Annotated in this window: 20 protein-coding genes; 16 read left to right on the top strand and 4 right to left on the bottom strand. The window is 39.7% G+C overall.

Annotation, left to right across the window (positions count from 1 at the left end; genetic code table 11):
• Positions 1 to 43 precede the first annotated feature (43 nt).
• Positions 44 to 526 (bottom strand): spore coat protein, encoded by a 483-nt coding sequence (locus COE25_RS03780; RefSeq protein WP_098931107.1) that lies wholly within the window; start codon positions 524 to 526, stop codon positions 44 to 46.
• A 274-nt stretch (positions 527 to 800) separates the two neighbouring features.
• Here COE25_RS03780 and hpf point away from each other — a divergent pair, with 274 nt between their 5' ends.
• On the top strand, positions 801 to 1,349 hold the full coding sequence (gene hpf / locus COE25_RS03775) for a ribosome hibernation-promoting factor, HPF/YfiA family (protein WP_088089623.1): 549 nt from the start codon (positions 801 to 803) through the stop codon (positions 1,347 to 1,349).
• 435 nt (positions 1,350 to 1,784) lie between these two features.
• Here hpf and secA read toward each other — a convergent pair whose 3' ends face one another.
• Positions 1,785 to 4,298 carry a preprotein translocase subunit SecA gene (gene secA / locus COE25_RS03770; protein ID WP_098931083.1) on the bottom strand — a complete coding sequence of 838 codons (2,514 nt, stop codon included), beginning with the start codon at positions 4,296 to 4,298 and terminating at the stop codon, positions 1,785 to 1,787.
• Positions 4,299 to 4,837: 539 nt separating this feature from the next.
• Here secA and COE25_RS03765 point away from each other — a divergent pair.
• The 7 genes from COE25_RS03765 to COE25_RS03735 all read left to right on the top strand — a co-directional run bounded on the left by COE25_RS03765 (position 4,838) and on the right by COE25_RS03735 (position 13,893).
• A complete protein-coding gene (locus COE25_RS03765; protein ID WP_098931081.1) occupies positions 4,838 to 6,220 on the top strand; it encodes a cytochrome c3 family protein in 1,383 nt (460 codons plus the stop codon).
• Positions 6,221 to 6,247: 27 nt separating this feature from the next.
• Positions 6,248 to 7,402 carry a cytochrome c3 family protein gene (locus tag COE25_RS03760; protein WP_098931079.1) on the top strand — a complete coding sequence of 385 codons (1,155 nt, stop codon included), beginning with the start codon at positions 6,248 to 6,250 and terminating at the stop codon, positions 7,400 to 7,402.
• A 115-nt stretch (positions 7,403 to 7,517) separates the two neighbouring features.
• Positions 7,518 to 8,222, top strand: a complete 705-nt coding sequence (locus tag COE25_RS03755) for a tetratricopeptide repeat protein (protein WP_098931077.1) — start codon at positions 7,518 to 7,520, stop codon at positions 8,220 to 8,222.
• Between the two features lie 19 nt (positions 8,223 to 8,241).
• Positions 8,242 to 9,207 (top strand): 6-bladed beta-propeller, encoded by a 966-nt coding sequence (locus COE25_RS03750; RefSeq protein WP_098931075.1) that lies wholly within the window; start codon positions 8,242 to 8,244, stop codon positions 9,205 to 9,207.
• Positions 9,208 to 9,393: 186 nt separating this feature from the next.
• Positions 9,394 to 10,578: a cytochrome c3 family protein gene (locus tag COE25_RS03745; RefSeq protein ID WP_098931073.1), complete on the top strand. Its 1,185-nt coding sequence runs from the start codon at positions 9,394 to 9,396 to the stop codon at positions 10,576 to 10,578.
• 162 nt (positions 10,579 to 10,740) lie between these two features.
• Positions 10,741 to 11,772 carry a cytochrome c3 family protein gene (locus COE25_RS03740; protein WP_098931071.1) on the top strand — a complete coding sequence of 344 codons (1,032 nt, stop codon included), beginning with the start codon at positions 10,741 to 10,743 and terminating at the stop codon, positions 11,770 to 11,772.
• Between the two features lie 231 nt (positions 11,773 to 12,003).
• A complete protein-coding gene (locus COE25_RS03735; RefSeq protein ID WP_180247406.1) occupies positions 12,004 to 13,893 on the top strand; it encodes a cytochrome c3 family protein in 1,890 nt (629 codons plus the stop codon).
• A gap of 35 nt (positions 13,894 to 13,928) precedes the next feature.
• Here COE25_RS03735 and COE25_RS03730 read toward each other — a convergent pair whose 3' ends face one another.
• Entirely contained in the window at positions 13,929 to 15,887 is a 1,959-nt protein-coding gene (locus COE25_RS03730; protein ID WP_098931067.1) for an SEC-C metal-binding domain-containing protein, read from the bottom strand.
• Positions 15,888 to 16,276: 389 nt separating this feature from the next.
• Here COE25_RS03730 and prfB point away from each other — a divergent pair.
• Positions 16,277 to 17,378, top strand: a protein-coding gene (gene prfB, locus COE25_RS03725; RefSeq protein WP_098931046.1) for a peptide chain release factor 2 whose coding sequence is annotated in 2 segments (ribosomal slippage) — positions 16,277 to 16,348 and positions 16,350 to 17,378 — 1,101 coding nt in all. Because the reading frame shifts where the segments join, the coding sequence is not laid out codon by codon here.
• Positions 17,379 to 17,532: 154 nt separating this feature from the next.
• On the opposite strand, the gene COE25_RS03720 is transcribed toward prfB, so the two are convergent.
• Complete coding sequence (locus COE25_RS03720; RefSeq protein ID WP_098931038.1) at positions 17,533 to 17,931, bottom strand: hypothetical protein; 399 nt, start codon at positions 17,929 to 17,931, stop codon at positions 17,533 to 17,535.
• A gap of 242 nt (positions 17,932 to 18,173) precedes the next feature.
• Between COE25_RS03720 and COE25_RS03715 the strand changes: the two genes are divergently transcribed.
• From COE25_RS03715 to COE25_RS03685, 7 genes are all read left to right on the top strand, one after another.
• Complete coding sequence (locus COE25_RS03715; protein ID WP_088089611.1) at positions 18,174 to 19,040, top strand: YitT family protein; 867 nt, start codon at positions 18,174 to 18,176, stop codon at positions 19,038 to 19,040.
• A gap of 52 nt (positions 19,041 to 19,092) precedes the next feature.
• The gene (gene cccB, locus COE25_RS03710; protein ID WP_098931036.1) at positions 19,093 to 19,425 is read left to right on the top strand and encodes a cytochrome c551; all 333 of its coding nucleotides are present in this window, start codon (positions 19,093 to 19,095) and stop codon (positions 19,423 to 19,425) included.
• Between the two features lie 251 nt (positions 19,426 to 19,676).
• Positions 19,677 to 20,363, top strand: coding sequence for a cell division ATP-binding protein FtsE (gene ftsE, locus COE25_RS03705; protein ID WP_088089609.1), 687 nt, complete (start codon positions 19,677 to 19,679; stop codon positions 20,361 to 20,363).
• Complete coding sequence (gene ftsX / locus COE25_RS03700; protein ID WP_098931033.1) at positions 20,353 to 21,246, top strand: permease-like cell division protein FtsX; 894 nt, start codon at positions 20,353 to 20,355, stop codon at positions 21,244 to 21,246. The genes ftsE and ftsX overlap by 11 nt, the downstream gene beginning before the upstream one ends.
• Before the next feature lie 206 nt (positions 21,247 to 21,452).
• The gene (locus COE25_RS03695; protein ID WP_098931031.1) at positions 21,453 to 22,739 is read left to right on the top strand and encodes a murein hydrolase activator EnvC family protein; all 1,287 of its coding nucleotides are present in this window, start codon (positions 21,453 to 21,455) and stop codon (positions 22,737 to 22,739) included.
• A gap of 151 nt (positions 22,740 to 22,890) precedes the next feature.
• On the top strand, positions 22,891 to 24,345 hold the full coding sequence (locus tag COE25_RS03690) for a S41 family peptidase (RefSeq protein WP_098931029.1): 1,455 nt from the start codon (positions 22,891 to 22,893) through the stop codon (positions 24,343 to 24,345).
• Positions 24,346 to 24,515: 170 nt separating this feature from the next.
• Positions 24,516 to 25,709: a PDZ domain-containing protein gene (locus COE25_RS03685; RefSeq protein WP_098931027.1), complete on the top strand. Its 1,194-nt coding sequence runs from the start codon at positions 24,516 to 24,518 to the stop codon at positions 25,707 to 25,709.
• The last annotated feature ends 31 nt before the right edge of the window (positions 25,710 to 25,740 follow it).

Below are 25,740 nucleotides of genomic sequence, written 5' to 3'. Positions count from 1 at the left end.
GTCAAGGGACCCGCCCGCCCCTAAAACATTAAAACCCCATCTTTTACGCCTTTTGTGCATTTTCAATGTCATGACCAAGCAACAGACCCAAATCATAAGCAGGATAGTAGCCATGCTTGTGCATATATTTAAAAATATGCTCATGGCCGTGAATAGCAACGAGCAGCTGATCTGTAAATGTCTTTCGTAAAGCAGGTGTCGCCGTTTCCGTAATCGCCACGGAAAGATTCCTCACCAAAGCTTTTGAAAGGCCCAGAATATCACCGGCAAAAAATCCTGCATCCTCTCGCACATCTTCCTCATCCCTCGCTTGATGGCCCGCAGCAGATGGATAAAACTTAAGTAAAGCTCTCAGGTTCCCTTCAAGATCATGAATACACTTTTTATAAAGTTCCTTTAACTCAGTGTCAATTATTTTCTTCATCGACATTTTCAGTTTCATTTGCCCCACGGATTGAAAAGCAACCATTTCGTGCAATTCCAACGTCTCATGCCAGGCTAGTAATTTTCTATCCTCTTGCTCCATTCTCGAAATACTCCATTTCGCTAAAACATCCATTTAACCTATTCTTTGAGCAATTCGCTGGAAAGTTGTCCCACTAAAGATTACAATAAATTTGAACCAACATTCATTTTATTAAATATTACCTATCTGTGTCAAAGGCGTACAAAACATTGTCACTATATTCCCTTTGATTTTGTCAATAAATCGACAAAATTTTTGTTCTGATTTAGCAGGATAATCATAGGGTAAAATAGAAATGTTATTACATAGCCTTAACTAAAGGAGGAATCCACAAATGAAATATAACGTTCGTGGTGAAAACATTGAGGTAACTCCAGCAATTAGAGAGTATGTTGAAAAGAAAATCGCTAAATTGGAACGCTATTTTACTGAAGCACCTGATGCAAAGGTAAATGTGAATCTAAGATTCAATCAAGATAAAACTTCTAAAGTAGAGGTGACCATCCCACTACCGCAACTAGTCCTTCGTGCTGAAGAAACAAATGTTGACATGTATGCTGGGATTGACTTGATTACTGACAAATTAGAGCGCCAAATTCGTAAACACAAAACAAAGGTTAACCGTAAATTTCGCGAAAAAGGCGACTTTCCTGTTACATTTGCAACTACTGAAAACACAGAAGTTCATGAATTAGACGAAGACGAATTAGAACTAGTTCGTACAAAACGCTTCGACCTAAAACCAATGGACAGTGAAGAAGCCATCCTGCAAATGAACATGCTAGGTCATAGTTTCTATGTATTCACAAATGCAGACACACATCGTACCAATGTTGTTTATAAGCGAAGAGACGGCCGCTACGGTTTAATCGAAGCACAATAAGTAAATAAGTGAAAAGCGAACGCTGCTCCTTAACGGGGCAGCGTTTTTTTGAGCTCGGATAGGGACTACGTTCCCGAAAAGAGTAAGGAACAGAGGATTGGGTCACGTAAAAGGTGTCTACGTTCCTGAAAAGAGTAAAGAATAGATAAATGGGTCACATAGAAGAGAAATCACACAAAATCAAGCTACCTTCTCTATATAAACATATAAAAAAGATATCCCCTTGTGGATATCTACAAAACCCAGGCACATATCTACAAAACTATGCATTATTTCTACGAATTTTCAGAAGATATCAACAAATCCCCATCACTTATCAACATATCCACAAAATCCATCCCCAAAACAACAAAAATGAGCCAGCGAATACGATCGCTGGCCCTCACTAATTTATAACTTCGAAATTTGAGCCATCAAAGCTATTACAAATTAACGTTATTTCCCTGCCCCGCAGCAGTTCTTATATTTCTTGCCGCTTCCACAAATACATGGATCATTACGGCCCACATCAATTTGCTTCACTTTCGGCTTTTGCTTAACCGGTTCGCCGTCTTCTTTTGGATGAACCGCTTGGCCTTTTGCTACTTCTTGGCGCTCAAGGTTGTTGCGGATCTCCGCTTTCATGATATACATCGCTGCTTCGTCTTCGATCGAATGGATCATCGTCTCGAACATTGCAAAGCCTTCATGCTGATATTCACGAAGCGGATCGATTTGTCCGTATGCACGTAAATGGATTCCTTGACGGAGTTGGTCCATCGCATCAATGTGATCTATCCACTTGGAGTCAACCGCACGCAGCGTAACCACCTTTTCGAATTCGCGCATTTGTTCAGGGAAGAGAAGTTCTTCTTTCTCCTCGTAACGTTCCTTCACTTTTGTAAAAATCGTATCGCGGATTTCCTCTGGGTCTTTCCCCTTAAGGTCATCGGCCGCGATGTCACCTTCATGTAGTAGAGTAGCATTTACATAATCGACAATGGCCTGCAGATTCCATTCTTCTTCATCCTCATGACGAGATGCATGGGCATCTACATTCCGCTCAATGGAGTTCACAATCATCTTCTGAACAATGTCACGAAGGTTTTCAGATTCTAATACTTCATCACGCTGGGTGTAAATGATCTCACGCTGTTGGCGAAGAACATCATCATATTGCAAGAGCTGTTTACGGGCATCAAAGTTGTTACCCTCGACGCGTTTTTGCGCAGATTCCACAGCTCTAGATACCATTTTACTTTGGATAGGCTGAGAATCATCCATGCCAAGGCGTTCCATCATGGATTTCATATTATCAGAACCGAAACGGCGCATCAGTTCATCTTCCATCGATAAGTAGAACTGAGTAATACCAGGGTCCCCTTGACGTCCAGAACGTCCGCGAAGCTGGTTATCGATCCGTCGGCTTTCATGACGTTCCGTCCCAATGACAGCAAGCCCACCCAGCTCAATTACCCCTTCGCCCAGCTTAATATCCGTACCACGACCGGCCATGTTGGTCGCAATTGTTACTGCGCCTCGATGACCTGCTTCAGCAATGATTTCAGCTTCACGCTCATGGTTTTTCGCGTTCAAGACATTGTGGCGAATTCCCTTTTTCAATAAAAGCCCGGAAATAAGCTCAGAAGTTTCGATAGCTACTGTACCAACGAGGACAGGCTGACCCTGTTTATTGCGCTCAGCAATATCTTCTACTACTGCTCTAAATTTACCACCAATTGAAGAGTAAATTAAATCAGGTCTGTCATCACGGGCAATTGGTCTGTTAGTAGGGATGACGATAACATTCATATTATAAATGTTACGGAATTCTTCCTCTTCCGTCTTCGCGGTACCTGTCATACCGGCCAATTTTTCATACATCCGGAAGTAGTTTTGAAACGTAATCGTTGCCATCGTCATGCTTTCGTTTTGGACTTCGAGACCTTCTTTTGCCTCAATAGCCTGGTGTAAGCCTTCGCTATAACGGCGGCCCTTCATCAATCGACCGGTGAACTGGTCAACGATGACAATTTCGCCATCTTGAACGACATAGTCCACATCAAGGTGCATGCTGGCATTCGCTTTTAAAGCCTGGTTAATATGATGGTTTAAGGTAACGTGCGCCATGTCAAAGAGGTTTTCAATCCCAAAGGCTTTCTCGGCCTTGCTAATCCCTTCTTCCGTCAGCATAACGCCCTTTGTCTTTTCATCATACGTATAATCTGTATCCCTTTTAAGCATACGGACAAAGGCATTGGCTTGAATATAAAGGACAGCGGACTTTGCAGCTGAACCTGAAATAATTAATGGGGTACGGGCTTCGTCAATTAAGATCGAGTCAACTTCGTCAATCACTCCATAAAAAAGCGGACGTTGTACTTTTTGTTCCTTATATAGGACCATGTTATCACGCAAATAATCGAAACCAAATTCATTATTTGTTCCATACGTAATATCCGCGGCATAGGCTGCCTGTTTTTCATCCTTATCCATACTATTTAAATTTAAGCCGACCGTTAAGCCTAAAAATTGATACAATTCACCCATTTCATCGGCGTCACGGCTTGCTAAGTATTCATTGACCGTAACCACATGAACACCTTTACCAGAAAGAGCATTCAAATAAACGGGCATGGTCGCGGTTAACGTTTTACCTTCACCAGTCTTCATCTCGGAAATGTTCCCTTCGTGGAGAGAAATACCCCCCATTAACTGAACATGATACGGATATAAACCAAGTACACGGCGGGCGCCTTCACGGACAACGGCAAACGCTTCAACGAGCAAATCATCGAGTGTTTCCCCGTTTTGATAGCGGGCCTTGAACTCCTCTGTTTTTTCCCGCAGCTGGTCATCGGTCAGTCTTTCTGTTTCCGTCGCCAATGCGTCAATTTTCGTTGCAAGCTTGTCTAACCGCTTCAGCTCACGCTTGTTCAGATCAAATACTTTATTTAAAATCCCCATCATCTGATGAACGCTCCTTTATATCGAGACTAATACACTCTTTTTTAAAAAATCCTAGTCAAAAATATTCGATAATTTCCCTTATAATCTTACCACTTCCTCAATACAGTGACAACAATGTAAGAGGGAAGCAAGATTCGTACAATCTACTATAATTAATCAACTAATGTCAAACTTCTAAGCTGGCCTTTTGTTATGTTCGATTTATCGTCAAATATGACAGACTAATGGCAACTGTTGAGAATACATTTCAACCAGATAGGCTATCTTTAAATCCTTAAGCACTTTTGTATAAATGACATAAAAATTGCATAAAAACACACCGTTATACAAATTAAACAATACGTATGTAGTGTTAATGTAACCCTTTGATAACAACGTTCAAATGGTGTTATTGGTATAAGCTTACCGCTTGATTTCATTGAATGATTATTCACAAATTGTACATTGGAATATACTCTTACAATGTTAGATACTACCTTTAGAGCGGTTAATATGGAAAATATATAGAGAAAGAATCCAAAATGGGAAGGGTGAGTTAAGTGGCCATTTGGGGGAAAAAAAATAAAGATAAAGATCCCGAAAGTAGAGAAGATAGAAAAAAAGCTGGCCTGATTCGCGGATTATGGCGAAAGTTTCGAGGGATTGACTGGAAGAATCCAGTGAACAGGTGGAAATTACTGTTTGTTTCCCTTGTGGGTTGTATCGTTGTTTTTGGTGGAGGATACGGGGTCCTTACTATGACAAACTCGCCGACATTCTGTGCGAGCTGTCACGAAATGGCACCAGAATATTCAACGTTTACTGCCAGTGCCCACAATCAGATATCTTGTGTACAGTGTCATATCAAGCCAGGTTTCACCAACATGATTACCCACAAAATGAAATCGGTAAAAGAAGTTTATTACCATGTAACAGGTGTACCTGAACAAATTGTTCAAACCGAAGAAGAAGCTGTTTCAAACGAAAACTGTTTACAATGTCACTCGAAAAATCGTCTTGTAACAGCCTCTGGTGACTTAAAAGTTAACCATAAAGGCCATATCGAAAAAGATATCCCTTGTATTACCTGTCACGCTGGTGTTGTTCACGCTAAGATGGCAACTCGCGGCATCAACGTGGAAGAAGTTCGCGGCGAATGGACAAAGGAATCTGCCGAAAAATTGATGGAAAAGAAATATCTAAGACCTAACATGGGAACATGTATTGACTGTCATGACAAAGTAAATAATGGCGAAAAGCCTTGGAAAGATGCTGCTTATAATGTTCCAGTGAATCCGGAAGAAGTTGAGAAAAAACTCGAAGAAAAAGATAAAGAAGCAACGAAAGAGAGAGCAACAGAGTCAACAACAGAAGGCGAAAATACTAAAGAAGTAGCTGCAGCACACGATAAAAAGACTCAAGATATCATTCTACAAGCAATTGGTAAGCAAAAGAAAGATGTTAAGATTTCAATGGAATGTGCAACATGTCACAAGCAAACTGACATTCCTAAAACACATAAAAATGTAGATTGGGGCAATAATCACGGCGTCACTGCTGTTCAACAGCTAGATAAGTGTGTGAATTGTCACCAAGATTCAAAGTGGGTAAGGGAAATTCCGAAAGAAGACATCGTCTCAATACTTAAAATGGGCAATCAAAAAGTTAAGTACACACCAAACGTGACACTTGCAAAAGAACAAGCACGTACTAATAAATTCTGTAGTGCCTGTCATTCTGATCGTCCAGAAAGTCATGGCGATAGCGATCATTGGTTGACTTCCCATGCATCCAAAGCAAAAACAAATGATATGAAAGCAGAATGTTTCGTCTGCCATGATCGTGAAAAACCAAAAGCTGAAACAACCGAGGCCAAAGCCCCTACAGATGTTTATTGCCAATACTGTCACAGAACTGGCTTTAAAGATGTTGTTAAAAACTAGTAAATCATAATCTGGAGGGACGCTTTTATGGAAGAAGAAAAGGAAATGCAGTCGGCCCCTCCTCGTTATCGCTATAAGTTAATAAAGTTTATGACTCTTGCACTGTTTTTTATAGTCGTATTCCTCTCACTTGGGTTCACAGGGCTAAAGGCTACTTCTAGCTCAGAGTTTTGTGCATCGTGTCACGAAATGAAGCCTGAAGTCTATACGTGGAAAGCCTCCACACATAGTGAAGTGGATTGTGTTAACTGTCATACAGACCCTGGGATTAAGCAGATAGCGAAGGATAAAGCAGACGGAGTTATAAGAAATTTACGAAATGAAGAGGATACAACTGCAACAATTATCCGGATGCCCAAAGAGATAGCTGATAGTGCATGTGAAAAATGTCATAACATTTCAACACGTGAATTTTCACCATCTGGGGATATTGTTATTCCCCATCAGCAGCATTCTGATAAAAAAATTAAATGTACACAATGTCACAGCAGTGTTGCCCATGGCAAAATTGCCGATCGTAATATGACATTCAAAACCGACTATAAAAAATGGGACAGCGAGGTAGGAACTGCCGCGATGGCAGATCTTAAATTTACCCGTCCAACGATGGAAACATGTATGGATTGCCATATCGCAAGAAAAATTACAACGGAATGTAGTTCCTGCCATACAACAGGGATGGTTCCAAAGAGCCATAAAAAAGCTGATTTTAAAACAAAAACACATGGACTCGAAGCTAGGTTGGAATTAAAGGATTGTAATTCCTGTCATAAATTTATGTCCACTGCAAAGCTGGAAGGTTATGAAGAAGCCTCAACTATTGATAAATATTTGAATCAGTCTAGCACTCTTACAAACAAGAATGAACACACGTATGCAAAAGAAAATACTTTTTGCCAAGATTGCCATAAAGTGCGTCCGACAATCCATACCAAAACGTTTATCGGCAGCCATGGAGCACAAGCTAGCAAAAATGAAGAAAAATGCTATACCTGTCATGATCAAAATAGAACAAATACGGCAAGTAACAATACCGTTAATTGTTCATCTTGTCATCAGATGAAGCATCTTAACAATTGGCGCGAAGGGCACCCGATTCCAGTCAGAAATACCAAAAAACCTGAAGAACGATGCTATACCTGCCATGTCAAAAAAACCTGCACAAACTGTCACAAAAACTAGTCAGTAATTTAATGGAATTGAACATTCTGAGTTAGAGCTTTTGTAGGTTTCAATCTCAAAATGGATTTTCTAGGATTCCTACAGAAAATAAATGATGAACATGAGGAGGATACTTATGGAGGCAAAAAAACTCCCAACAATAGAAAACCCTGAAACAAATCAAGAAACTCGAACACAAAAGAGGAATGATCGTTTTACTAAACTACAAGGAATCTCACTAATAATTGGTACGTTATTAGTCAGTTTGATTGGCGGTTATTTTATTAGTGACAAATATATTTGGACAAATGAAGCCCAAGGTAGAATAGACCAACAAGTTGCCTATTACGAGGGCTTAGTAAGTAAAGAACCTAACAAACCCGAGCACCGTGTTAACCTAGGTTACTCCTATCACCTGAAAGGTGAGAATGAAGATGCTGCCAAACAATTGTTAGTGGCAATTGATTTAGATAAAAAGAATGTCAGTGCCTATTTTAATTTAGGACTTGTCTATAATGATGAGAAGCGCTATGACGATGCTCTTATGCAGTCTAAAAAAGCAGTAGAATTAGCCCCTAGAGATTATAAAGGCCATTTACTACAAGGAATGGTTTACCGAGAACTTAAGATGTATAAAGAAGCTTTGGCATCTCTCAAGCAAGCGGATAAATTGATGCCAGTAAATAATGATATCATTTTTGAAATTGGAAGAGTGGCGGAAGCCCAAGGAAAAACTAAAGACGCTGAGGAACTCTACAAAAAAGCATTAAGTTACGATCCTCTTTTTAAACCAGCATCAGAAGCATTAACTAGATTAGCGTCAAATGATAAGAAAAATTAATAACAGGAGATGACTAGAATTGAAAAAGACTACTGTATATATATGGATGAGTACAATGGTTGTACTTTCTGTAGCCCTATTCTCAGGCATCACCTTTTTTGACTTAGCCCCAACTCTAAAGCCAATTGTGGCTGCAGCTAACCCTGCAGGAGGGGAACCTGAATTTAGACTGTCTATCTATGGCAGCTTTGAAGCTCCGCTTAATAAGCCAATGGATTTAACAAAGATTGGTGAAAATGTTTATGTAACAGATACAAAAAACAATCAAATACAGGTTTTTGATCAATCCGGAAATAATGTATTAAAGTTCGGAAAAAAAGGAACGAAAAAAGGCGAATTCCAATTTCCGTACGGAATCGCAGGAGATAAATCCGAAAATATCTATGTAGCTGATATGTATAATGGCAACATTTCAATCTTTAATTCAGAAGGGGAATTTATCCAATACTTCCCTGACATAGATAAAGCAATTCAATCACCAGCTGGTCTGCGCATTTACGATGAGAAGCTATATGTCACAGATATTAAATCAAACAAGTTATTAGTATTTAATTTAGAAGGCAAAAAGCTAATGGAAATAGGCGGTGCCGGACAGGATGAAGGCAAGTTCATTGCTCCTAATGCTGTTGCTGTAGATCAAGATAATCAAATTTATGTCACTGACTCTGGAAATAACCGGGTCCAAGTTTTTGATGAAGATGGTAAGTTTCTGAAAGTAATTAACGGTTCAAAAGGTGGAAAAGGCACACCATTGTTTGTGAATCCACGAGGAGTTGCCATTGATTCTAATGGTACAGTTTATATTGTAAGCAACCTATCTCATAACATCTATGCTTATGACAAGGACGGAAATGAAGTACGGGTGTTAGGTGGAATGGGAACAGATAATGGTAAGCTTTATTTGCCTAATGGACTATATATTGATGACAGAGATGCAATATTTGTAACAGATACAATCAATCAAAGAGTATCAGTGTTCTACTAATTAGGTTCTTCTTACAATGTGGTGAATTTAACAGAAATCGTGCAGTTGTTGTAACACGGAAAACATTCGTGAACCTCATTTGATGTTTGTAGGTGCTTACAATACTGCAAGGAATTAAGGAAGGTTTTCCTTTTTTCTGCAGTAAATCATTCACAAAAGTAAGGTGAATCTTCCTTAAGGGTGGTGATGCGAAAAAAAAGATGTAGCTATCGCTTTAGAGGTAAAAAGAATACTAGAGAGAAAAAAAGAGAGAAGAAATTTGGGAGGTTTTTAGAAATGAGCAAGATTAAATTGAGCTTTACAGCATTGTTAACGCTTATTATTTTAAGCATGTTTGCTGCATTTGCTTCGGCTGAGGAAGCACCATTTGTTCCAACACCAGGCAATCCAGCACCAGACATTCATGTAGGAACCATTGACAACAATGGTGAAGTGAACCAACACAGAACACATGGTAATTTCCAAAATAACACAAACTCTTGTGCAAACTGTCACAGCACGCACAATGGGGACAGTTCAACTTTATTAAAGTTTGAAGAAACTGAGTCTGATTTATGTTTAACTTGTCATGATGGCACTTTGGGCTTTTACAACGTAGAAGCAACCTCTGGTGCAGGTGTATTCAATAGCACACATGATAGTGCTTCAATGCACAATGTAGGAACAGTAAAAATTAATTCAGCCCCAGGTGCATACGACAATAAAGATATTGGCGAATTACAATGTTCTAGCTGTCACAATCCACATGGATCTACTAACGACCGTTTATTAAATAATACTGTTGCTGGTGTAACTTATTCTACAACACCAATCAAACTTGCATTAACTGAAGATCCAGATTTTGCAGCTATCAACAGCAGCTCCACAAATTCTGGATTAAAGATTACAAAATCAGTTGGCCCTAAAGATAATGCTGACAAAACGAACTATGCAGCGTTCTGTTCTACTTGTCATGATACTTATGATACAGGCAGCGGAACCAAAACTGCTCTTGGTCACTACTCACATACTACAAACAGCTCTTCACAAGGTAGAAACTGTGCAAGCTGTCACTATGCCCACGGAACTGACATTACGCTTCTAAAAGATGCTGCTGGAAAAACGATTGCTGATTATGTAACGCAAGGCTGGAGTCAAGCAAAAGCTGAAGCTTACATGAAAGACGTAAGCGCTGGTGGTTCTCACAATAAGAAATATACTAACATGGCTGTATGTTGGACTTGTCATACATCAAGTCATCCACTTGATACTCCAATGCCTGCACAAGTAGGAGATCCAAACGCTGGTACTGGTCAATTATGGAACTATGTATGGAGCTCAAGATATAACAAAATGCTCCCTACATTCAATGAAAAAGCTAACATTAGATAAAAAGCCAACAAATAGCACTACTATTTGTTAGCTCTTTAAAAGTTAAAATGGAAACAAGGTAGTAATAGTGTTTACTACCTTGTTTTCTATCAATATTATTTCAAAGAGAAAAAGAGAGAAAACAGTTAGAGAAAGAGAGAGAAATTTGGGAGGTTTTTAAAAATGAGTAAGATTAAAATAGGCTTTTCTGCCTTATTTGCTCTTATCATGTTAAGCATGTTTGCTGCACTTGCCTCTGCTGAAGAACCATTTGTTCCTACGCCAAACAACCCAGCACCTGGCATTAACGTTGGCACAATCGATAACAATGGTAACGAAGCAACACACAGGACGCACGGTAATTTTCAAAACAACACAAACTCTTGTGGTAACTGTCACAGCACGCACAATGGGGACAGTGCAACATTATTGAAATTCGAAGAAACTGAATCTGATTTATGTTTAACTTGTCACGATGGCACTTTGGGCTTTTATAACGTAGAAAAAAACTCTGGTGCAGGTGTTTTCAATAGCACACATGATAGTGCTTCTATGCACAATGTAGGTAAAGTGGCAATTAGTTCAGCTCCAGGTGCTTTAACACCAACCGAAGGAGAATTACAGTGTTCTAGCTGTCATAATCCACACGGATCTGTAAACGATCGTCTATTAAATACAACTGTTAACGGTAAAACTTATTCTACAAAAGCCATTGATCTTGAATTAGTTGAAGACCCTGCTTTTGCAACATTTAATGCTAGCACAGGTGCTAATGGTTTAAAAATTTATCTATCTAAAGGTCCTGTATTTGTAAACTCAGACCTACCAGGTGTTCCACAACGTGTATATTCAAACTTCTGTTCAACTTGTCACGAAGACTACTTAAAGTCTAGCGGCTCTCAACGTGTTGATAATCACTATTCTCACACAACTAACAGCTATAAATCTGGACGTAACTGTGCAAGCTGTCACTACGCTCATGGTACTGACATTACGCTTCTTAAAGATACGGCTGGTAAAACCGTTGCTGATTACGTGAAGTCTGGTTGGAGTCAAGCAAAAGCTGAAGCTTATATGAAAGATATAAGTGCTGGTGGTTCTGCAATGAAGAAGTACACTAACATGACTGTATGTTGGGCATGTCACCAATCCACTCATAAGCTTGACACACCTCCTGTAGAAGGTGGAAACTACTCTGGTAAACCAACTAGATAAATAACGAAGTCAAATAGTTTTATCATTTGTTTACTTTTAGATGGTTTAACCAAATCATTAGATAAACAAGGCGGTAATAGTGGTTATTACTGCCTTGTTTTATTATTCTAAGATGTTACCAAATTGTCAAAAAGATTTACTAAACTATGATAATTAATGTTAATTCAGTTGATATAATAAATAAAAAAGCCTTTTTATACTTAATTATGTAATAAGAAAAGGATGAAAATCATGAAAAGGAAGAACTACAAACGAAAGCTAATTTCATACTTTGTTATTTGGAGCATTGTTCTTAGTTCCCTCCTTTTTAATTCTCCTAATAACATGAATATATCAGCATCAGGTGTTCCAGAAATAAAGATATTAACTCCAGATGATGGAGCCGTGTTTAATGTTCCAATGGTTGAATTTATTGGAAGCATTTCGGATGATCTAACAACGCCTGACAAACTTCCAATCAAAGTTTTTGAACAGTTAGGTGATTCTCAGCAGCCTATCGAAATTACAGATGAAGGTAAACTTACGATTACTTTCCAGGATAAATATGCAGACTTCTCCTATTCAAAGGATTTCAGTGAGGGAGTTCATAACCTAACTTTTGTTGTCGCGGATGAGGAGGGGGTAAGCGCAAAGGTAAATCAATCCTTTACTGTAGCAGCCTCTAGTGTAGAGCAAACTGAAGACACTACAGCGACAACTGTTAATGAAAATACAAGCCAAGTACAACCTTCTGCAGAAGAAATTAACACGAGTCAAGAAACTGATACGAGCACAACATCAGACCAAGGTACTGATACCACTCCACCACCTGTTGATGAGTCAGGAAAAAGACCTTATATGGCCAAAATGTATCTTATTCCTCAAGGTACTGAGGATGAATACGAACCTGGGAAAGAAGCGCCTAGCAACTATCTTCTTACTGAAGATATGACTAGAGTACCGTTGGATTATAAAATACTAATTGATGTTAGAAGTAATACATCATTAAATGAATCTCAACCTTTGATAACGTTTTTTGGAGATATTACGGGTACGGATAAATTAGTAAAAACAACCGTGTTAACGAATTGTATAAAAGCATATATCTATACCTATACACCCGATAAAAAGTTTGAACCGGGTACAACGTATGAAGTTTATATAAATCCAAAATTTGCGAATGATCAGGGCTTAGAAATCATTCCTAGATTTCTTAAATTTACTACTGTCAGTGAAAATTATGGCAGTTATCAATTTTCAGCTGACAAAGGGAATGTTGTCAGGGACAATGACTATATCCATGGTCCATTTTCTAATGTAACAAATGCTTGTGCCCTCTGCCATAGCACCCATGAAGGAAATACACCAACTCTTGAGGGTGGGAAATATGGGGCTGAAGGAAATAAGTTGTGTATGGCTTGTCATGATGGAACAAATGGTTCACCAAAGGTATTGGATAATGAAAATGAACATAATGGCACTGATACTGAAGTTGCCTGTTCAAGCTGTCATAATCCACATACTCCAGGGACGAAAGAAAATCCAAACAGTATGCATAGCATTTCCGCTGCAGACAATAATGGCAGTCACTTTCAAGCGTATAACAAGGCTAGTACAGCAAAAGGTAATGTAGATGATTTTTCACTATGTATGAGTTGTCATAATGGTAAAGTTGAAACTGGTGACAAAAAAACAATTTCTAATATAGAACAATATTATAAAAATGACACGCTTATTAGCCAATCTGGTCACAATATTAAAGCCACTGATGATAGCGGCAGTCCTTTAAATGGTCAACTTCCATGTGCAGAATGTCATGAAACACATGGATCCGAGAATCTAAAAATGTTAAGAACTGAGCTAGGAAATATTAAAATTAAAGATGACTCCAAAAAATTTATCTCATCTGGTAAAGACTGGAACACATGGAATGAACGGGAGTTCTGTTTGAAATGCCATAACCAATCCACAAAGATATATGGTAAAACAGCGTTATTTAAAGAGAAGGATGAGCTAGATCAACATATCATTGGTCATAGACTCATTGAAGATAAGGACGAAAGTTGTTCCTCTTGTCATGGTGGTCAATCAAAGTCATTTATTGAAGCAGCCCATTCACCAGGAAAATTATCGAAAAAATAAAACGAGCGGGGGCCTCTCCGCTCGTTTTTTCTATTTTACTTAACGCTTTTCAACCACTCTTTTAACCCATCAATCTTCTTCCATAAATGCAAATGCATATCTGCATACACAATTGCTTCATTTTCATCACCAAACCCGTAATAGTCAGGTGGATAGGCGGGCAGGCGTTTTTTGCCTGATAAATAGCTAATCACATACTTATTATCTTTTTTTGCTTCCTTCAGCAGTTTCGCGGCCTTCGCAGTAAAGCCTCTTTCTTGGATCTCAAGCAACAACTTATTGTATGAAGTTTGGGCTGACTCCTCTTCATATTGGTAGAGCAAGTCACTAGCTTTCTTAGTGTCTCCCGCATCTAGATAGGCTACAAACAACGAGTAACGAACGCCTTGGTTATCCATTGGATTGAGTTCTAGCAATTCTTCATATTGGAGGATGGCCTCGTTTATTTTTCCGAGCAGAGACAAGGCCTCTGCATAATGTAGTTTCGCACGCATGAAGGGTCTGGTTTCAATTAACCCCCAGAAGTACCCTTTGTTCTCCTTGAAAAACGCTTTACCAAGTTCTCGTTCCCCCGCCTGGATGCCTTTTTCATAGAGCAAGATGGCTTCTTCAAGACTTTTTGTTTTTTCAGCAAGGATGACATAGGCATCCGAACAATTAGGGTTCAGCGTTATTGCTTCTTCTGCCAGCTTATAACGCTGCTGGCCGTCCGATTGATAGGCGTCGTAAATTAAATTTCTGGCCCGCTCTTCATCCCGCTTTGAAACTTTACGAACTGGGCTTTTAGTTTTTTTAGATGAAGTATCGACAAGTGTCAGTGTTTGAACAGATGAATCCCGAATCGCTTCTGCTTTCCTTGATTCTTCAGCCGCGGGCGCGCTTTTTCTTGGGAAATCAATAACAGGTGCCTTTTCAAAAGGCGGCAGTAGCGGCGCTTCATCTACCCCATAGACCATTCCAATCAACTCGGCAATTTCCGGATGTAATACCGTTTCCAACTCTGTGAATATGGAGGAAACAGATCCAGTAGAAACACTATACAGCTTGGCGAGCTCCTTTTGCGTATACGTTTTTTCCAACGGTGCAATCGTTGACACTAGGTAATGGAGGGCGGCAACATACAGATTCGGATTTTGGATTCGCTTTTGCCTTTTCTGGCAAAAACTCAGCCAGAGAATAACCCCCGTGTCGACTATGGATGCTGGTACATCAAGAGATTCCAACTGTTGCTTAAAGATTTCGGCGACTTCTTTATAGATTGGTGCCGGCCAATCCATTTCATCGATTTCCAAAAAACTGCCGACCATCGGAAGTTCGCTCAAAACCTCCAGGAAAAAGTCAGTCAAGTATTCCTGGGGTGAGTCGTAATCTGCTTCGATACTGCTAACCTCAATGTATGAAAAAGCATCTTCAGGTTTTAGGTCTGGTAAATCAAAGGGAGATGGAAAGAAGACATAATTTTGGTCATAGGGAACCAAGATTCCTACGAAGAAGGAACCTTCTTCAACCGTGATAGGCACATTCGCAATGATTGCTTCAAATTCTTCAGAGGTAAAGCCGTCCTCCACCGTTACTCTATTATTCTCAACGGCAAGGACTTTTCCAGCAATCGTTCGAGCTTCCGTCCATGTTTGTAAAATCTTTCTTAATTTAGGCCGTTTAATTTTCCCAATCTCAGCCGCAATAAACTTCTCGATAATGGTTTCCCCATCATCTAATCCCTCAAAAAGAGTAAACCAAATGGCATGAATCAACTCATAAAATTCTCGTTCCTGTTCATTATCGATTTCAATCATTTCTTCAAGGACTTCGAAATCCTCTTGTATTTCTGGCCCAAAGTGATAGTAAACATAATGGAGGATATGCTTTTGCAGGACGTCGATTTCACTATCAATCATATCGGTAATCGATACGGCTTCATTAGCCCCGCAGCACTTTTTATACTTTTTCCCACTTCCGCATGGACAAGGACCATTCCGGTTTATTTTCTCCAACTCATTCCGCTCCTTTGATTACCCTATTTATTTATCCAGCGCACTAATTGCATGATGTAGTATGTTCATTCATATTAAAAGGTGAATTATGTATAAAATAGCTGAAATAAAGTGGATTTCATCCACTTTCCACTTAATTTAATAGTAACATTTTTGACAGTCAGAAATATAAAAATACTAATGAAATTTGATTGAAATGATATTTTATGTCTTGGATGATCCAAATAAAGATTTGTCGATCATTCCTTAACAACAGGTTTGTGCTTTTTTAAGACCAAACTTTGAATTTTATACGGTTATCACGCTATAATGGTTAAGGAACTGACAATTGATTTTCGGTATAAAATACAATACAGGTCATATTTTTAATTTTTATAGAGGTGAAGAAAATGGAATTAGCAGAAATTCGTAATGAACTTGAAAGAACAGCTAAGAAATTAGCGGACTTTAGGGGGTCTCTTTGACCTTGAAAATAAGGAAGCGAGAATTGCTGAGCTAGATGATGAGATGCTGCATCCTGACTTTTGGAATGATCAGCAAGCAGCTCAGACCGTCATTAGTGAAGCAAACGGTTTGAAGGACCAGGTCCATGAATTTTACAAGCTTAATGAGAGCTTTGAAAATTTGGAATTAACTTATGAGCTTGTCAAAGAAGAAAATGATGAAGAATTGCGGACCGAGTTGGAAGATGAGCTCGGGCAGCTTACAGGGCGCTTGAGTCAATTTGAACTGCAGCTTCTCTTGAGTGAGGAGTATGATAAAAATAATGCGATTTTGGAGCTTCACCCAGGTGCTGGCGGAACAGAATCACAGGACTGGGGCTCGATGCTCTTGCGGATGTATACCCGTTGGGCTGAGAAAAAGGGCTTTAAGGTCGAGACACTCGATTACTTGCCTGGGGATGAAGCTGGGATTAAGAGTGTTACGCTTGCGATCAAAGGTCATAATGCCTATGGCTACCTGAAGGCGGAAAAAGGGGTTCACCGTCTGGTAAGGATTTCCCCATTTGATTCCTCAGGCCGTCGCCATACTTCGTTCGTTTCCTGTGAAGTGATGCCTGAGTTAAATGATGACATTCAAATAGAAGTTCGGACAGAAGATTTAAAAATTGATACGTATCGTGCGACTGGAGCGGGTGGACAGCATATCAACACCACGGATTCCGCCGTCCGGATTACCCACGTGCCAACGAATGTTGTCGTCACCTGCCAATCAGAGCGCTCGCAGATTAAAAACCGTGATGCGGCAATGAAAATGCTGAAATCTAAGTTATATCAATTGGAAATTGAGCGACAAGAACAAGAGCTTCTGGAAATTCGTGGCGAACAGAAGGAGATCGGCTGGGGAAGTCAAATCCGTTCTTACGTCTTCCATCCGTATTCGATGGTGAAAGACCACCGGACCAGTGCCGAGAGCGGAAATGTTCAAGCTGTGATGGACGGGGATTTGGATCAGTTTATTGATGCGTATCTAAGGTCAAGGATTTCGTAACACGGGAATTTTTTAAACAAGTATTTGAAATAAATGTATCAAGCCTTTGCTGACCCATTCGGCAAAGGCTTATTTTTTGGGATATTTGCCGATCATGGTGGGGTTGTGTGATCGTTACTTTGTGGTTTAAGTGGATTTACCTAAAATTTTGAATCTACACTTCTGCAGAAAGCATTTTAAACATTTTATCATGATGTTCCAATTTGTTATCGATGTGTCTGAAATAACTCCTAAATTCCGTGGCATTATTTTTAACCGTATCCTCGAGTGAGTGAATACTTGCTTCTACTTTATCTAACCGTTGTTTCACACCAATGAATTCATTATCCATGGAATCAAAACGCTGATCCATAGCATTAAATCGCTGATCCATGGTGTCTAACCTAAGTTCAATTTTATCGAAACGTTTATCCATAGCATCAAGTCTAAGTTCAATTTTATCAAACCGGTCATCCATGGCATCAAATCGCTTATCAATTACGGTAAAGCGTTGATCAATTTTATCAAACTGTTGATTCATTTGTTCCATCATTTGTCGTAACAACTGCTCCATCGGGTACCCCTCCTTTTCAACATATTATAACATTTATTGATAATGTTTTAGCAAAACAAATGACAGCGTATTCAATCATAAATTCCTTATCAAAACCCCGTTATTAGCAAATACTAATAAAAATTTTAACCCTTTAACACGTCAACTTAATGCCATTTACACCAAAATTTGCCCGTGCTATACTCACTCTCGGTTGATAGAAATTATAACTGAAGAATCAATTTTTTGAGGAGAATAGATTTATGAATATTTTAAGTAATCTTACACTAACCTATCCAAAAATGAGAATGGCGATAGATTATCTATTTGTTCTGATTGGGGCGGCGATTATTGGTCTGGCATTTAACGTTTTTCTACTACCGAACCAAGTGGCTTCTGGTGGAGTTAGCGGCATCAGTACGATTCTAAAAACGGTCTTGGGCTGGGAACCAGCCTATGTACAGTGGGCATTTAATATACCCTTGTTCATTGCTGGTATCGTGTTTTTAGGGAAGCAATTTGGCGTCAAAACGCTAGTGGGAACGATTTTTTTACCGTTCATTGTTTTTTTTACCAAAAATTTAGAGCCATGGACAAATGATGCTCTACTCGGGGCTTTGTTTGGGGGAATTGGCGTAGGGCTCGGTTTGGGGATTGTTTTTAGGGGAAAGGCATCCACCGGCGGGACCGACCTCGCCGCGCAGATTATTAATAAATATACAGGTTTTACACTGGGCCGTTGTGTCGTCCTAATCGATGGATTAATCGTGCTCACTGCTGCCATCGTGTTTGATATCGAAAAGGGATTGTATGCATTGATAGCCCTTTATGTGACTAGCAAAACGATTGACCTTGTTCAGGTTGGCTTTGGAAGATCAAAAATGGCAATGATCATTACAAGTAAACAAGAAGAAGTTCGTGCAGGAATTTTGAATAAAATTGACCGTGGTGTGACAAAACTATCAGCATATGGTGGATTTACGGACCATGAACGGCCAGTTCTGATGTGTGTTGTCGACCAAACGGAGTTCACAAAATTGAAACAATTGGTCAAAGCCCTTGATCCATCTGCGTTTGTGGTCGTTATGGATGCCGCAGAAGTGTTGGGAGAGGGTTTCAAACGGGCATAGGATTGGTATAATAGTGCATTGATGGTAATATTTTCAGAAGGGGGTACAGGTAATGAAGAAAAAGCTACTTACAATGTTAATGGGAACAGCATTAGTTATGGGACTTGCAGCCTGCGGAGGCGGCAATAACGACAAGGGAACGGACAAGGGAACGGACACTGTTACCAGTGATGCCGGAGCAAAGATTTTCGATCAAAAATGTTCTGGCTGTCATGGCGGTGATCTTACGGGTGGTATGGGACCAAACTTAACAAAGGTTGGCTCAAAGTACTCTAAGGACGACATTTTAGGTATTTTAAAAAATGGTAAAGGTCAAATGCCGGCAAACGTAGTTACCGGCGATGACGCGAACCAAGTTGCTGAATGGCTAGCAGCTAAAAAATAAAGGTTACAAAAACGTTCTATTTGAAAAGATAGAGCGTTTTTTTTTTGCTCATAACGCAAACTTTGTCGGGTTTTGTAATTCTTTGAAAAGAAACTGTAATATTTTTACCGCTTTTTTTAGCAATTTATGATGTTATAATAGGATTATGCGAAATTATGCACATATTTTTTGTTATCCTAGTCCATTTTGCAAATAAATAAAGATTATTGTCGAATCACAATTCGAGAAGTCTTTAAATAAAGGTGATAAAAATGATAGAACTACAAGATGTATATAAAAAGTACCCGAATGGGGTTTCTGCCATAAATGGGATAGACGTCCGGATAAACCAGGGCGAATTTGTCTACGTTGTCGGACCAAGTGGTGCCGGAAAATCGACATTCATTAAAATGATGTATCGTGAGGAAGTTCCGACTTCAGGGACCATCACAATGAATGGTGTCAACCTCGCAAAATTAAAGATGAAAAAGGTACCCATTTTCCGCCGGAATCTTGGCGTTGTCTTTCAGGATTTCAAGCTGTTACCACGGTTAACAGTCTATGAAAATGTAGCATTTGCCTTAGAGGTTATTGAAGCGCAGCCGAAAGTCATTAAAAAAAGAGTGATGGAAGTTCTCGATCTTGTAAATTTAAAGCATAAGATAAAAATGCTGCCAACAGAGCTTTCTGGTGGTGAGCAACAGCGTGTTTCTATTGCCCGCTCGATTGTCAATTCACCGAAAGTGGTCATTGCGGATGAGCCTACTGGAAACCTTGACCCGGAAACATCATGGGAAATCATGAAAATTTTTGAAGAAATTAATGCACGAGGAACCACTATTGTTATGGCAACACATAACCGGGAGATTGTAAATACATTGCAGCATCGTGTTATTGCCATTGAAGGTGGAAAAATAGTACGTGATGATGAAAGAGGTGAATACGGTTATGAAAATTAGAACAATTGGCCGTCACGCTCGAGATAGTTTTAAAAATATAAGTAGAAATGGCTGGATGACTTTTGCATCCGTTAGTGCTGTTACCGTTACCTTGATTTTAGTTGGTGTCTTTTTCGTTATTATGATGAATCTTAATAGAGTAGCACAAACCATTGAAGATGATGTGCAAATTCGCGTTCACATCGATGTTGCTGCAACCCCAAAAGATCAGCAAGCCTTAAAAAGTGAGATTGAAAGAATGCCTGAAGTGAAAAGTGTAACATTCTCCTCTAAAAAGAATGAACTAGATAATTTAGTAAGCAGTCTTGGTGAGGAAGGCAAGTCCTTTAAACTTTTTGAACAGGACAATCCCTTAAACGATGTATTTATCGTAAAAACGAAAAAACCGACCGATACGATGGAAGTTGCGAATCAAATCAAAAAATCCAATTTTGTTGCCAAGGTAAAGTATGGCCAGGGCAAGGTTGAAAAGTTATTTAAGTTTATTAAAGCGAGCCGCAACGTCGGGGTTGTTTTAATCATCGGCTTATTCTTTACAGCCATTTTCTTAATCTCTAATACGATTAAAATTACGATTATTGCAAGACGGAGAGAAATTAAGATTATGAGATTAGTAGGAGCGACGAATACGTTTATTCGCTGGCCGTTCTTTTTGGAAGGATTATGGCTCGGTTTTCTTGGGTCCATTCTGCCCATTATCCTGATTGCGATTGCCTACTATCGTGCCTATGATTACATTGGCCCTAAACTCGAGGGTACTTTTATCAAAATTTTGCCGTTTGACCCATTTGTCTATCAAGTTTCTGGCATTCTGTTATTAATGGGCGCATTAATCGGCGTTTGGGGCAGTTTGATGTCCGTTAGAAAATTCTTGAAAGTTTAACTAGATAAACGAGAGCACCGGTTTAGTGCATTTGATTAGATCAGGAAGGGCAGTCTTCATGTCCTTCCTGATTTATTATGAACAAGCAGATTACTAGAATAAACGCATAAGAACCATCAAAAGTTTCGTACACAACAACATTCGTTCACACAAAGATAAAGAACGATTTAACCTGTACATAGAGCGAATGGGAGGAAAAATCGGAAATGAAGAAATCAGTAATTACTATTGCCGTTGCTACGACGGTCGGGCTAGGAACAATTTTTGGCGGAGTAACAGTTAAAACAGAGGCCGAAACGATTTCCGGATTGAAAGGTGAACAAACTAAAATTCAGGACCAACGTTCCAATTTAAAAGCCGATATAAATTCAGCAAACGATAAGATTAACACATTACAAAGTCAGCAGGCTGATGTTAAGACTGAAATGAAGCGCATAGAATTTGCGATAGATGATACGACTGCTAAAATAACTGATAAAACTGAAAAAATCAGTGATACCAAAGCCGAGGTAGCTAAGCTCCAAGCTGAAACAAAAGTCATCAAGGAACGAATTCAAAAGCGTAATGTGCTTTTGAAGGAACGGGCCCGCAGTTACCAAGAGAATGGCGGGATGGTTAGTTATTTGGATGTGTTAATGGGATCGACCAGCTTTAATGATTTCATTGACCGTGCAAACGCAGTGGCAACCATCGTGCAGGCGGACCAGGATATTTTAATGCAGCATGAGGCTGACAAAAAGGAACTTCTCGAGAAACAAACTCAAGTAGAAGATAATCTTGCAAACCTTGAGAAGATGCTTGTAGACTTAAAAAATATGAACCAGCAATTAAGTGCACAAAAGAAAGAAAAAGATATACTCTTAGCTAGCCTTAAACATCAGGAAGAAGAAGAGCATGAAGGCATGATGGATATGCAAGAGAGAGAGCAAATCCTTATAGCTCAAGAGGCAGCAATTAAAAGGTCAATCAAAAATGAGCAAGAGCGCCAGACAAGAGAAGCGGCTCAAGCTAAGAGTAATAGAACTAAGAGTGGAAACAGTGGCTCTTCTTCTGCATCAAGTGGAAGCAGTGCATCATCTTCTGCACCAAAGGTTTCAAGTGGCAGCTTCACAAGACCAGCACCTGGGGTAATTACTTCGGGCTTTGGAGGGCGCGGTGGATCATTCCACTATGGATTTGATATCGCAAAACCGGGTGATAATGTACCAATAGTCGCTGCTGCAGATGGTGAAGTATATGTTTCGCATTTCTCATCAAGTTATGGAAACGTTGTTTATATTTTGCATAACATTAATGGTCAAACGTATACAACCGTTTACGCACATATGAGGAGAAGTTTGGTGGGAGCAGGTACAACCGTGAAAAAAGGACAACAAATCGGTGTTATGGGTAACACTGGTGATTCCAGAGGTCAGCACTTACACTTTGAACTATACAAAGGTCGTTGGCAATATCATGCGGCAATCAATCCATCGGGCATTGTGCCACTATAATAATGGAATGGGAGAAGTTCTTACTTCTTCCATTTTTTTATGTAATCATAACTCGTCCACTCCTAACATATAAGTTAATAATCGGGCAGGAATTTGGAGCCTTGTTATAAAAATAGATAGGACATGCATTTTTAACTCGAGGAGGATTGAAATGAATCGTAGATGGATTGCCCTGTTGATGACGGGTTCGCTTCTGACAGGAGCGGGGGGCACATATGCAGGAATGCAGTTATTAGATCATAACATCGGGAACAAGAAGCTTGAGTTAGCGCATTCACCAAAAGATAATCAAATAATTTCCGAAGAAAATACAGCTGATCTTGAAAAAGTAGAGCAGGCCTATGATCTTATTTTAAGCAGGTATGTTGAAAAAGTGGATCAGGATAAATTAGTAGAGGGCGCGATCCAAGGGATGCTTTCTGTCTTAAAGGATCCGTATTCCGTCTATATGGACAAGGAAACAGCCCAACAATTCACACAAACTTTGGAATCCTCATTCGAAGGGATTGGAGCCGAAGTTGGAATGGTTGATGGGAAAATAGTGATCGTCTCACCATTCAAAAATTCCCCGGCTGAAAAAGCAGGCATCAAGCCGAATGATCAAATATTAAAGGTAAATGGAAAAAGTGTGGAAGGACTTGATTTGAATAAAGCAACACTAAAAATTCGCGGCAAAAAAGGCACAACGGTTCAATTAATGATTGCGAGAAAAGGGTTAAAAGATCCACTAGCCATTGATGTCACACGTGATGAAATTCCACTTGAGACCGTACATGCTTCCATTAAGAAGCAGGATGGCAAAAAGATTGGCTATATTGAATTAACCTCATTCTCTGAGGATACGGCCGCTGATTTTGAAAAGGAATTATCAGCCCTTGAAAACGATAATATTAAAGGGTTAATTATTGATGTACGTGGAAACCCTGGTGGCCTTCTGGATAGTGTCGGTGAGATTTTAAAAGAATTTGTACCAAAGGATAAGCCTTACGTCCAAATCCAACAGCGGGACGGTAAGAAAAAACGTTACTTCTCGACGCTATCGAAGAAAAAGGAGTATCCAGTGCTTGTCCTTGTCAACAAAGGCAGTGCCTCCGCATCGGAAATTCTCGCAGGTTCACTGCAAGAGGCGGTAGGTTACCAGCTCATCGGGGAAACAACGTTTGGAAAAGGCACTGTTCAACAAGCTATCCCAATGGGGGATGGCAGCAATATCAAGTTAACGTTATTTAAATGGCTGACCCCAGATGGAAATTGGATCCATAAAAAAGGAATCCAGCCAGATGTGGCCGTTAAGCAACCGGCCATATTCGCCACCCATCCCATTCAAGTAGAAAAACCACTGGAAGAAGATATGAACAATGAGCAGGTTAAGAATGCTCAAGAAGTGTTGGCCGGTTTAGGATTTGCCCCTGGTCGGACGGATGGATACTTCAGCAAGGAAACGACCATAGCCGTAAAAGGCTTCCAACTCCATGTTAACATGAATCCGACAGGAAAAATCGGCCCCAAAACAGCTGCTAAACTTGAAGAAGCTGCGATTGTTGAAATGAAAAAAGAGAAAAACGATCTCCAGCTGCAAACGGCATTGAGATTAATTACCAAATAGGAAAGCAGGGGCTTTAGCCTCTGTTTTTCTTTTTGGGTAGTAACTGTTACAACATTTTTGCCGTTTTCTAAAAACTAGCAATATGTTTTAGGGTTCTAATTTGGTAAAATAATCTTTAAGAGATTTTTTTATGATAAATTACTAGAATTAATAGAGGCAGGTGGCAGGAAATGGTGGAAACATGGCTTGTGGAACTTCTAAAAGGGACAGGCAAGTTATTTCTTCATCCTGTTTTATACTATCTTGTTTTCCTAACAGGGATTTTAGGCGTTACAAGAGTGAAGCGTGAGCGAAAAAACTTTCATATTCGGGCACATGATGCCTATTTTGAACTCCGCCAGTTATTTCCGCAGGGAGTACTGATCGGACTGGTTCTTTCTATTATTATTGTCGCAGCTGGCATCGCCGTTCCATTTGCAACAATTCTACTGATTGCTGTCTTTACGTTTTTGTGGTCACTGACTACAAATGTTCGATGGATATCGCCTGCATATACAATTGGGGCTGCCTTTTTCGCGATTATATTGATTGCAGAAAATAATTGGTCAATCCCGCTCTTTACGAAGTCCTTTCTATCACTGGGTGACAAGGTTTATCCTTCTGTTGTCGTTGTGCTAGGACTGATGTTAATTGCAGAAGGAATCCTAATTTTTAAAAATGGCGGAAAAGGGACCTCACCTAAACTTGCCAAAAGCAAACGCGGTCAAAACGTAGGATTGCATGAAGGAAAGCGCCTCTGGATGCTTCCATTGTTCTTACTTATACCAGGTAATGCACTGCAACTTCCATTCGATTGGTGGCCAGTCTTTCATCTGGGATCACAAGAGTACTCACTAATGCTGGTGCCATTTGCGATTGGCTTTCATCAGAAAGTCAAAGGGATGCTGCCCAAAGTTGCTATTCAGCTTCACGGACGCCGGGTAATCGACCTTGGGGTTTTCGTTACATTACTTTCTGTCGCTGGCTATTGGTTACCGCTCAGTTCGATCGTGGTAGCGGCTCTGGCTGTCCTTGGCCGTGAATTGATTACATTAATGACAATGATGAAGGATGATAATCTCCCTTTTTATTTTTCAAAAAAAAATCAAGGCTTGATGATTATTGGTGTCATTCCCGAGTCACCTGCAAGTAAAATGGGTCTGCAGGTTGGTGAAATCATCTCAAAAGCAAATGGAGTGCTGGTTCGTGATGAAAAGGTGTTCTACGAAGCCCTGCAAAAAAACCGTGCGCACTGTAAGCTAGAGGTTCTCGATACCAATGGAGAGATTCGCTTACTCCAACGTGCCCTTTACGAAGGTGACCACCACGAACTGGGCATCCTCTTTGTTCAGGACGAGCGCAAGTATGATGAGAAAATAGGATAACGATGGTGCCTGACACCAAATTCAAAAAACC

The organism is Bacillus sp. AFS031507 (assembly GCF_002584635.1).
In the GTDB taxonomy this organism is placed as follows: Bacteria; Bacillota; Bacilli; order Bacillales; family Cytobacillaceae; genus Neobacillus.
Note: the sequence above shows the minus strand (reverse complement) of the source record. Positions and strands in the feature narration are given on the sequence as shown.